Origin of the sequence: Acinetobacter sp. YH18001 (genome assembly GCF_013416975.1) — a bacterium.
In the GTDB taxonomy this organism is placed as follows: Bacteria; Pseudomonadota; Gammaproteobacteria; order Pseudomonadales; family Moraxellaceae; genus Acinetobacter; species Acinetobacter pseudolwoffii.
The window spans coordinates 1-1,481 of record NZ_VPEU01000130.1 but is presented as its reverse complement, the minus strand read 5'-3'; the positions used below and the strand labels follow the sequence as shown (position 1 = coordinate 1,481).

Annotated in this window: 2 protein-coding genes and 1 pseudogene; 1 reads left to right on the top strand and 2 read right to left on the bottom strand. The window is 30.5% G+C overall.

Annotated features, from left to right (window positions below; genetic code table 11):
* Window positions 1-116 precede the first annotated feature (116 nt).
* Together FTV48_RS14775 and FTV48_RS14770 are read right to left on the bottom strand one after the other, a co-directional pair.
* Window positions 117-1,070: a GNAT family N-acetyltransferase gene (locus FTV48_RS14775; RefSeq protein WP_100329718.1), complete on the bottom strand. Its 954-nt coding sequence runs from the start codon at window positions 1,068-1,070 to the stop codon at window positions 117-119.
* Window positions 1,071-1,149: 79 nt separating this feature from the next.
* A complete protein-coding gene (locus FTV48_RS14770) occupies window positions 1,150-1,323 on the bottom strand; it encodes a hypothetical protein (RefSeq protein ID WP_257222990.1) in 174 nt (57 codons plus the stop codon).
* A gap of 25 nt (window positions 1,324-1,348) precedes the next feature.
* Between FTV48_RS14770 and FTV48_RS14765 the strand changes: the two are divergent.
* A pseudogene (locus FTV48_RS14765) lies at window positions 1,349-1,481 on the top strand (phosphotransferase family protein); the annotation flags it as partial.

Here is a 1,481-nt window from a genome sequence, read left to right as displayed (position 1 = left end):
ATACGCAGCATACTATCCAAAAGCACATCAATGCGTTGACTCTGAATAACATGGATTGCCATCGTTTCCCCTGAACTGCTGAACTAGTTTTACTACAAAACGATAAAGATTAGTTACTATACATCTATACTATAAAAATCATGCACAATCGCACGAGCACCAAAACTTTCTTTTTGATTAATCAGTCCTGTATTTAAAAACTTTCCTTCTTTTTCATTTGAGATACCGAAATCAAATATCTTAGTAGACTGCATATTTTTATTGATTAAAAAATCGATTAGAATATCTAAGGCTCTTTCTTCCCTTCCCTTATCATTACTGGCTAAATACTGTAAATGGACTACTTTCTCAGTTTCAAAAGTCACTGCTGCTGCAACAATCTGACTTTCAAAACAACATTTATAAGCCCTTATGTTATTAGGGAATCTACTTTTTAATAAATCTATTTCTGTTTCATTATGAACTGGCTTTTGATGATGATGTTGACCTAAGACTTCACGAATAACTTCCCAGACTATGCTTGGCTGTTCGACTTCTTCATAAGTTAATCCAGATTTTTTTGCTTTATTGATTGCCCATTTTTTAGATTTTGAATAGTAAATTTTTTCCTGTAAGTTAATAGAAGTACTAATATCCCGACGATAGAGTCTTGCTTCATTTAGAAATAAAGCATATAAATCCTCTTGAGCAGGATAATGATGATAAATATTAGGTATGCATTTATATATAATTTTTTTAATATAGTTCTCTTTTAAAAAACCTTTTAACTGAGAAAAAAGACTTAACATATCAATAGCACGACAATCCCTATCAATCAAAAAACCACCAAATGTTAAGCCTTGATGACTATAAAAAATATTATCTTTAATATTTCCAGGCAATAAAGCCACGATTTTATCTTTATCATTTTTAAACATTAAAGAAAAGTCTTCAAATCGATCAGAATGGTAGTCCATAAAATTCCGATTAAACATGAAATGATAATTTTTACAGTTTAATAAAAAATCATTCCATACTTCTTTATCAGCATCTTCATATTTTTTTATTTGAAAACTTACAGCTTCTTTCACCGTAATCTCCTTTATCATTATAAATTTTCATAAGGTATAAAATCTAAATAATATTTTTAAAAATCATTATTAAAAAACCTTAAGACTTATCAATTCCTAGCATTTTGGATAATCTATAATTGATCAAATCTGCATTAAAATTTTTTTTAGCATATAAAAATCCTTGATATCCCATCTTATTTACTTGTTCAGGATGCTCTATAAAATAAATCATTTTTTCCACTAATGCAGCCACATCCCATTTTGGAATCAAAAAACCTGTTACTCCATCTACTACTGTTTCATTGCATCAGGTGCCTTATGTGGGTACTGAACTGGAGAAATTAGGCAAAGGCGAGGGCTATTGTCATCGTCAGGTAGATGGTTGGGATGCACGTTATGCCAAAGCCAAGACCTTGAATGTGCCGTCTT